Genomic DNA, 8119 nt, shown 5'->3' with positions numbered 1-8119 from the left:
TGAACACCACCGATGCCAAGCTCGACTGGGGCCAGCTCGAGAAGACCCGCCGCTGGGTGCTGGAGGAGCGCGGCAAGATGGCGCTCAACACCGACAAGGGCGTGAAGATCGACGTCATCCAGGGCTACGCCTGGTTCGAGACCGATCACCGCGTCTTCGTCGACCAGTCGCACCTGGAGAAGGACCCGCACGCCCGCGCCACCAAGGGCGACGACTCAGAAGGCCGTCACATCAGCTTCGGCTGCGCTGTCATCGCCACCGGCGCACCCCCCTTTGTGCCGCCCGTCCCGGGTGCCCGCGAAGGCGTGCAGAGCGGCGGCGTGCTCACCTCCGACACCGTCTGGTTCCTGCCGAAACCGCCGAGGAAACTGGGCGTAATCGGCGGCGGCGCTATCGGTATGGAGATGGCCCAGATCTTCCAGGACTTCGGCACCGAAGTGCTGCTGCTGGAGCGGGCGGAGCGCGTCCTGGCCGAGGTCGAGCCGGAAGTGGCCAAGAACCTCACTGCCGTGCTGGAGCAGGACCCCAACCTCACCATCAAGACCAGCGCCGCCACCAAGTCCATGAAAGGCAAGCCCGGCAAGATGAAGCTGGTCTACGAGGATGGAGAGGGCGAGCACACCTTCGATTGCGACTACATCATCATGGCCACCGGCAAGCGCCCGGTGCTCGAGCCGCTCAAGCTCGATAACGCCAGCGTGGTGACGGAGGACGGTGTCATCAAGGCCGACAATCGCTGCCGCACCTCCGTGCCGCACATCTTCGCCGTGGGCGACGTCATCGGCGGCCTGATGCTGGCGCATACCGCCGGCACCCAGGGCCGGGTCGCGGCCCACACCATTCTCGGCGAGGACATGACCTACGACGAGGCCAAGGACTCCGGCGTCATCTTCACCCGCCCGGAAGCCGCCTTCGTCGGCCTCTCCGTCGAGCAGGCCAAGGCCAAGGGCATCGACGCCGTCGAAGTCAAGGTGCCCATGAGCATCGACGCCAAGGCGATGATCAACAACGAGCAGCACGGCCTCATCAAGATCGTGGCCGACAAGGCCTCCGAGAAGATCATCGGCGTCCACCTGCTCGCCGACCACGCCGACACCCTCGTGGGTGAAGCGGTGATGATGGTTGCCGGTGAGCTGACCCTGGAGCAGGTTGGTAAGGCGATTCATCCGCATCCGACGCAGACGGAGTTGTTTGGGGATTTGGCCAGACGGCTGCATTCGCGGCTGGCTCGGGGTAAGAAGAGGGCTAAGGCTAAGGCCTGAAGCCGGTTCCCTCTCCCTCCGGGAGCCGTATTCGTTAATCCCCTCTCCCCTTGGGAGAGGGTTAGGGTGAGGGGGGATCAATAGCCCTGGCCTACGAAATTTGATGCCTAGGGGATGGGCGTGGTAGAAGAGAACGGCGCTTCCGGGAACGGGGCGCCGTTTTCGTTTGGGAACTGATATGGTTACGGAAGGCCGACGTGAGGAAAAGGGCATGCAGACAGCGAAAAATGAAGTCGAACAGCTCCTTAAGAACCTACCCGACGAAAGTAGCTACGAAGATATCCAGTACCACCTGTATGTATTGGAGAAGATCAAGCAAGGTGAGCAACGCGCAGCCACTGAAGGGACACTGAGCCAAGAGCAGGCGGAAGCCCGATTCGGGAAATGGCGAGGGCTCCTGCCCTACTGAGCCCAATAATCCTATCGTCGGAGGACCCATGAGCCTTGAAGAACTCCTCAAGGAAGCACTCAAACTGAAGCCCCAGGACCGCTTCACGATGGTCGACGGTCTGCTGCGCAGCCTCGATCGGCCTGACGCCGAGATTGACGCCATATGGGACGAAGAAGCGGAAAAGCGTCTACAGGCGTATCGAGCCGGCACGTTGTCCGGCATCCCGAATGGTGCGCCACCGCAATAATCAAAATACGGTCGCTTTCAATCGAATAGAGGAGCTTATATAAGGAAAGCATGGCAGCAGACAGCGCCGCACCTCTCCTCGCTCAATCTGCCAAGCGTCAGGGTGCACGACGATTCGGTCAATCGTGGATCGGACTTCGGCGCCCGGACTATTGGGTGGGCCGTGTGAAGCCTCAAAGGGTAGAATAGTTACTCTGACCCTAATTATTTATAATTAAAAACAATTGCTTATGAGTATGGGCTGTGCTTAGAGGTCCTCCGAAAGGGCATGCTGCCATAGTCAGTAGCGGTTACTTTCGTTACTATACGCGTACTGTGCAACTAAAATCTAGTTGCACTGTCCTATGAGTTGGTCGATACTGGAATGAGTCGACACGAGAAACTGGTTGAGCGCTTTAAGGAGATTCCTGCTGATTTCGAGTGGAATGAGCTCGAGTCTCTTCTTACGGGCCTTGGCTACAAGCCTGTTCAAGGGAGTGGTTCGCGCGTCAGGTTCGTACATGAAAGCACGCGTCGCAAAATTCTTCTACATAAGCCGCATCCGGAAAAGACGATCAAGCAGGTGTACCTGAAGCAGGTGAAACAGCACCTCGAAGAGGTGGGGCTACTATGAGCAAAGCACTTAGATACAAAGGTTATTTGGGTTCAGTCGAAGTCGATCTTTCGTCGGGGAACTTGCATGGCAAGCTCCTGTTTATAGATGACCTAGTGACCTATGAAGCTAATACGGTCCAGGAGCTTGAAGAGGCTTTTCGCGAGTCTGTGGATGATTATTTACAGACTTGTGCAGAGTTAGGCGATGAACCGGAAAAACCTTGGAAAGGGACCTTTAACGTCCGCATAGGTACGCAGCTTCATAGACAAGCAGCAATGCTTGCGGCTGAGTCTGGACTAAGCCTGAATGATTTTGTGAAAAATGCGATCGAATCAGCTATTCGAGCTCGTCGGCCGGTGCATGCTCCCATTCGCAGAGTCTACATCACAAATGTTCACGAATATCGTAGTCCCGAGGAAGATAAATTTGGTGAAAATGTCTTTGGGGAAGAGAAAACATGGGAAATGATTCCGGAAACCCGCATGCAACATTAAGCCTTGTACGCATGCTAAAAAGCGAATGCATTCTCAAGGACGAGAATGCAGTAAACGAAAAAGGGGCTTACAGTTTGGAAGTAAGCGGTGGACTGTTATTGCCTGAGGAAAAAGATATTAGCTGGGAAGGCTTTCCGTTTTTGATAGATTTGGATCTCAAATTTACAGGGAGGCCAATCGCAGCAGCTTCCAAAGCTGAGGGCAGTGAAGAGGATGATGAGCCTGTGTTCATAGCTAATTTCCTGTTTCGTGCTGCTTACAAGCTAGAAAAGGATTTTGATAAAGATGAACATGCTGCGCTAGTGACAGACTACATGGATGAAATTTTCACTGCTAATCGGGAATTTATAATGCTGTGCTTCCAAAAAATGGGACTTCGCGGGATGGAACTCATCTGGTCGTTAAAAGCTACCAGATAGAGGGAGAATCAGCTTAGTAATAGGGGACAGCCCCTGAGGGATCCCGACAAAATTCATAGGTTAGAATAATAGGGGACAATAGGAGACAGACCCTGAGGAATCCCCACGAAACATCAAGCTAAATCAAAGTAAGCACCAAGTTAACCACGTCCCAACGCCTGAGTTGTTTGCCCGAAAGTGCTGACAATTCCAGTGTTTCTGGTAAAATAGGCACATTCCTTCGGAAGCTCCCACAGTCGTTTCGACAGCCGTTGACTTGGCCTCGGTCACAGCTGGCGGTGCCCCTCTATTAACGGTTGGGCTCATCGGGTTGTCCCCGCCGTCGCAAATATTTCAATTTTGCGTAGCCCATTTCCAAAACCTCGTTTAACAGATAAAGCATCCACTTGGATTCGGGATCGTTCGCGTGTTGCCATTTGGTGATGAGGTCTTCTAAAGACGCGATCTTGGCCTTCAGCCGTTGAATCTCACCTGGTTTGTACTCCCTCACTTCTTTTCCCCTTCCGTTCGGACTTTCCAGTTTCAGCCGTTCCACACCCCGATTACGCAGGCGTTCGCCGTCCCTGAGCTATAAATTGTCTTGGGTGCTCCGAAAGCGGAGCAATATTCGCACGGCTATTTGCCAGAATCAAGCTCCGATGGCGGAGCAAATAATGAATTTGATTGGCCCCCGTGTGCGGGAAATTCGAGAATCCAAGGGCTGGACGCAGGATGAGTTGGCAACTCGCTGCAATCTGCTTGGTTGGAGCATCAGCCGCGGGACCCTTGGAAAGATCGAAGCGAGAGTTCGAAGAATCACAGATGCCGAGGTTGCTTTGCTAGCGAAGGCGCTTGAAGTGGATGTGAGTGAGCTATTCAGGGAGGAGCGATAGACTGGAATGGCGTCGGGTGTTGAACGACAATTACTTCGACCGGTAGGCGACAACTATTTTGGCCGGTTGAAGCAGCGCCAATAGGCGTTCCGCAGCATGTGATCCAGCGGGGCAACAACCGGCAGGTCTGTTTCGCCTCAGAAGAGGACATGCGGGCTTATCTGCACTGGCTCAGGGAGTACGCCGGCAAATTCAGAGTCGAAGTGCATGCCTGGGTATTGATGAGCAACCATGTTCACCTGCTCTGTACGCCTCGTGCTCCCGAAGCCATGTCGCGAATGATGCAGGCCCTCGGCCGGATGTACGTGAGGTATTTCAACTACACGTATCAGCGTACCGGGACTCTGTGGGAGGGGCGTTATAAGTCGTGTCTGGTCGAAAGCGAATCCTATTTGCTTCATCTGTACCGATACATTGAGCTTAATCCCGTGCGAGCAGACATGGTGACGCAGCCGGACGAGTACACGTGGTCCAGTTATCCCTGTAACGCGTTCGGAAAAGAGAGCAAGCTGCATACCCCTCACGCGCTGTACCTGGCGCTCGGGAAGGACAAGGGGGAACGGCTGGAAAACTACCGGGCGTTGTTTGCGGCCCATGTGGAGGGGATATTGCTGGATGAAATTCGGCAAAGCATCAACAAGGGACTGGCCTTGGGGCACGAACGCTTCGCCAGGCAGATCGAGCAGTTGACTGGCTGTCAGGTGACGCCCGGGAAGCGCGGCAGGCCGAAAAAGACAGAATAAGTTACTCTGACCCCAATTATGATTATGATACTCTAACCCCAATTATGATAGAATAAGTTACTCTGACCCCAATTATGATAAATGGGATTTGCGCCAAGCACCTGTAGAAGGAGGAAGCCGACGAAATGACTTCATCAGCGGAAACCTTCTTTAGCAACCCAGCGGGTGCGAATCCCGCATGGCAGAGCCTAACCAGCAGCCATAAGCGAGTCTTGCGTCGGGTCGGAGCAACCCACACGGCGAAGCGTAGACCATAGTTAAAGGGGACGGAGGGATTAAAGCTTGAGCACTCCGCCGCTCTTGCGGTAGGAATCCTTGTCTAACCTAGCGAATCGCAAGGATAGCCGAGGCGTCGGATGGGCAAGGTCAAGGCTCCCCGAACGTGACCAGGCCCAGGAACCCGTCCACGCACACCCGTTCCCCGGTCTCTACTAATCGGTCCGCGTTGGGCACACCCGTAACACAGGGAATGCCATATTCCCTTGCAATGATGGCCCCGTGGATAAGCATGCCGCCCCGCCTTTCAACGATCCCCGCGGCCAGAGGGACGACGAAAGTCATACTCGGATCGATCGCATCACAGACCAGGACTTCACCTTTCCGGAAAGCCAGTAAATCCTCCCGGTGCCGTACCACGCGGGCCGGTCCTTCGACATAGCCCGGCCCGGCGGGTTGTCCATACTGCTGCCGCACCTTTTCCGACGGGCCCGACGCAGCCGATTCGCCGGAAGGCTGGTTTGAACCGGTATCCCGGTCTGGAGACTTCCCGGTTCTCAGCCATTCCAATACCTGCTGCCCAGTCCAGTCGGAGGCCGAAGTTTCATCCGCCAGGTAGCGATTCACCGCCTCCGCGACGATCTCCTTGACCAGGCGCCGAAATCGCTCCAGGTAAAGGTTATCGTCGTCTCTCAAGCGATAACTGGCCCGGCCCAGGTCCAGGATCTCACGGGCGAAGTCCCGGCGTTCTTCAGGAAAGGCCAGCAGGAAGCTTTCTTCGGAGATCTCCTGCCGGGAGGGCGCCCGGACAGCTTCTCCCGTATTCATTTCGAGCAGAAAACCAACGAAACGACGACACGTCTCTGAATCCGATTCTCTTCCTCCAAGCCGAACCGCAAACTCTTCCAGGAAATTCTGGATGTCGTTCGACTGCGGGCTGTCCGGTGGAATCGTTCCCTGTCGAAGACTGCCGAGCAAGCCGGGCTCCGTCTTCAAAGATTCTGCAAGTTGCATCAGTTTTTGGTTGCGATCGAGCGACAATAGCCGCTGCCCTGCCAAAAGCCCCACAAACTCGTAGGGATCCTCGGGCTTCACCTGGTCGTTATACACCATTCCGAACAACCTGATTCCGTGAGCGAACGGAATGTATTCATTCCAGTAGATGGCGGTCCATCGTTCTTCCGCCTCCAGGCGAAGCGCCAACACCTCGGCCAGACCATCTTGATAATCAGGAAGCGAGACTTGCTCCAATTTATCCGCCTCGCGCGTCATGGCCGGAAGTCTCTCTTCTTCGATCCGTGACCTCAACTCCTTCAGACTAGCCAGACTCTTCTTAAGGCTGAGATACCACGCTCTCTTATCGCCCTTTTCTTCCGAATCCGAAAGTGCTTTGCCCGTGGTAATCGGCCGAGCCTGCAAGAGATAGAGTGTACGGTCACGCGATGTCCACTCCACGTCTTGCGCATCACCTTGTTCCCTTTCGCATTCCATGATCAGCCCAAACACCCTTTGCAGTAGCTCATCATCGCAAGGGGTGCGGCTCTTCAGTTCTTCAGGCAGTGGTACCCGGGCCACCCCCGAGCCGGTCTGCGATACGAAATAGTCCTCGCGGGCAGCCGGCTGGTTCCGAACCAGATACCCATCCTTTCTCCTGAGAAACCATCGATCCGGTTCAATCGCACCCGAAACCAACCCTTCGTTCAAGCCATGAACCGCTTCGACAACTGCGAGTTCCGGATCCGACGGCGCACGCGAGAAGCCAATCCCGGAAACCTCTCCTGCCACCATCTCCTGGACGACCACTGCCATAGCGCTATTCTCCACCTCCAGCTTGAGCTCTTTCCGATAGAGAAGCGCGCTATCGGACCATAGCGAGGCCCAGACCAGTCGAACATGGTTGAGAATCTCTTCCAGCCCGACCAGGTTCAGGAAGGACTCATGAAGGCCGGCAAAAGACGTCTGCGTCGAGTCCTCAGCCAGCGAAGATGATCGTACGGACACAGGTATTTGGTCCAGGCCCTCCGAGCGGATAGCCTGCTCCAGTTCGGCCTGAAGTTCCTCGGGGAAAGGAGCGCGCGAGAAAGCGGTACGGAGTCGTAGCGAAGCGTCCCACATCTCTTCCCACCGCATCTCGTCCAGCGGTTTGCGGGAAAGCTCCATGCCGATTTGTTCCTGGAGGCCATCGCTAAGCAGGAAACGGCGGTAACAGGAAGCAGTCAGACAGAGCGCCCGGGGAACGGGAAGTCCCACACGCATCATCCGGTCCAGAGCCAAAGCCTTGCCTCCCCATTCTGGAGACTCGGTGGCTTGACCAAGAATCGCAACCCCGCTCATGGTTCGGGCCGGTATTCGCTGACGTTGCCAAAGGCTTCGACGAGATAATAGACCTCAACTTCGAAACAGAAAACCTGGCACGTGGGAGCATCCACGAAGTTCTTCAGATAAGGATGACGGGCAACCAATTGCCTCCTGGCGACCGACAGGTTTTTACCGTCCAGGGCGTGAGTGCGGCCCAACACGGTCACCGCACAGGCCCGGTGGAAATCGGAGGGAGTATTCTCCCTGTCATCCACCAGGAGGGAAGCCCGGTCATCTTCACTGAGGTTCTTGAACTTCCTGGTTGAACGATTCGTTACGAAATAGAAGCGGGTCAGATCCGAGCTTGCGGCGAAGGCCATGAGATTGTTGTACGGCCAACCATCCCGCTTGGTCGCAAGGACCGCCAGCTTCTGGGAACCCAGGAGACTCTGAATCTTCTCTTTCAGTCTCATTTCACGCACCTTTCGTCCAGGATATGGCGGCCGGTTCGCACGGTAGTCCTATTCCTCGCAGAAGAAACGCGACTTACCCCTCGCAAGCATGGTCTCCCCCCTTTCTCTTG

General features: G+C 55.5%; 11 protein-coding genes. 8 read left to right on the top strand and 3 right to left on the bottom strand.

All coding sequences use genetic code 11. The features are described from left to right. From Q7L05_RS02335 to Q7L05_RS02310, 6 genes are all read left to right on the top strand, one after another. Positions 1-1262 (top strand): dihydrolipoyl dehydrogenase family protein (locus tag Q7L05_RS02335; protein ID WP_303901339.1); only part of this gene is annotated, 1262 nt, incomplete at its 5' end. Positions 1263-1473: 211 nt separating this feature from the next. Next, the gene (locus tag Q7L05_RS02330; RefSeq protein WP_303901336.1) at positions 1474-1671 is read left to right on the top strand and encodes a hypothetical protein; all 198 of its coding nucleotides are present in this window, start codon (positions 1474-1476) and stop codon (positions 1669-1671) included. Between the two features lie 28 nt (positions 1672-1699). Continuing rightward, the gene (locus Q7L05_RS02325) at positions 1700-1900 is read left to right on the top strand and encodes an addiction module protein (RefSeq protein ID WP_303901333.1); all 201 of its coding nucleotides are present in this window, start codon (positions 1700-1702) and stop codon (positions 1898-1900) included. A 363-nt stretch (positions 1901-2263) separates the two neighbouring features. After that, on the top strand, positions 2264-2512 hold the full coding sequence (locus Q7L05_RS02320) for a type II toxin-antitoxin system HicA family toxin (protein ID WP_303901331.1): 249 nt from the start codon (positions 2264-2266) through the stop codon (positions 2510-2512). Beyond that, positions 2509-2988 carry a type II toxin-antitoxin system HicB family antitoxin gene (locus tag Q7L05_RS02315; RefSeq protein ID WP_303901328.1) on the top strand — a complete coding sequence of 160 codons (480 nt, stop codon included), beginning with the start codon at positions 2509-2511 and terminating at the stop codon, positions 2986-2988. Before Q7L05_RS02320 ends, Q7L05_RS02315 begins: the two co-directional genes overlap by 4 nt. Then, positions 2952-3407 carry a hypothetical protein gene (locus tag Q7L05_RS02310; RefSeq protein WP_303901325.1) on the top strand — a complete coding sequence of 152 codons (456 nt, stop codon included), beginning with the start codon at positions 2952-2954 and terminating at the stop codon, positions 3405-3407. The genes Q7L05_RS02315 and Q7L05_RS02310 overlap by 37 nt, the downstream gene beginning before the upstream one ends. A gap of 289 nt (positions 3408-3696) precedes the next feature. Here Q7L05_RS02310 and Q7L05_RS02305 read toward each other — a convergent pair whose 3' ends face one another. Further along, positions 3697-3942: a hypothetical protein gene (locus tag Q7L05_RS02305; RefSeq protein WP_303901323.1), complete on the bottom strand. Its 246-nt coding sequence runs from the start codon at positions 3940-3942 to the stop codon at positions 3697-3699. Between the two features lie 103 nt (positions 3943-4045). On the opposite strand from Q7L05_RS02305, the gene Q7L05_RS17390 reads away from it, so the two are divergent. Together Q7L05_RS17390 and Q7L05_RS02300 are read left to right on the top strand one after the other, a co-directional pair. Continuing rightward, positions 4046-4279, top strand: coding sequence for a helix-turn-helix domain-containing protein (locus tag Q7L05_RS17390; RefSeq protein WP_317623079.1), 234 nt, complete (start codon positions 4046-4048; stop codon positions 4277-4279). A gap of 29 nt (positions 4280-4308) precedes the next feature. Further along, the gene (locus tag Q7L05_RS02300) at positions 4309-5022 is read left to right on the top strand and encodes a transposase (RefSeq protein ID WP_411293307.1); all 714 of its coding nucleotides are present in this window, start codon (positions 4309-4311) and stop codon (positions 5020-5022) included. A gap of 366 nt (positions 5023-5388) precedes the next feature. Here Q7L05_RS02300 and Q7L05_RS02295 read toward each other — a convergent pair whose 3' ends face one another. Beyond that, positions 5389-7572 (bottom strand): PEP/pyruvate-binding domain-containing protein, encoded by a 2184-nt coding sequence (locus tag Q7L05_RS02295; RefSeq protein ID WP_411293306.1) that lies wholly within the window; start codon positions 7570-7572, stop codon positions 5389-5391. Next, positions 7569-8009: a pyridoxamine 5'-phosphate oxidase family protein gene (locus Q7L05_RS02290; RefSeq protein WP_303901317.1), complete on the bottom strand. Its 441-nt coding sequence runs from the start codon at positions 8007-8009 to the stop codon at positions 7569-7571. Before Q7L05_RS02290 ends, Q7L05_RS02295 begins: the two co-directional genes overlap by 4 nt. Between the last annotated feature and the right edge of the window lie 110 nt (positions 8010-8119).

It is taken from the genome of Thiohalomonas denitrificans (assembly GCF_016841685.1).
GTDB classification, from domain to species: Bacteria; Pseudomonadota; Gammaproteobacteria; order Thiohalomonadales; family Thiohalomonadaceae; genus Thiohalomonas; species Thiohalomonas denitrificans_A.
Note: the sequence above shows the minus strand (reverse complement) of the source record. Positions and strands in the feature narration are given on the sequence as shown.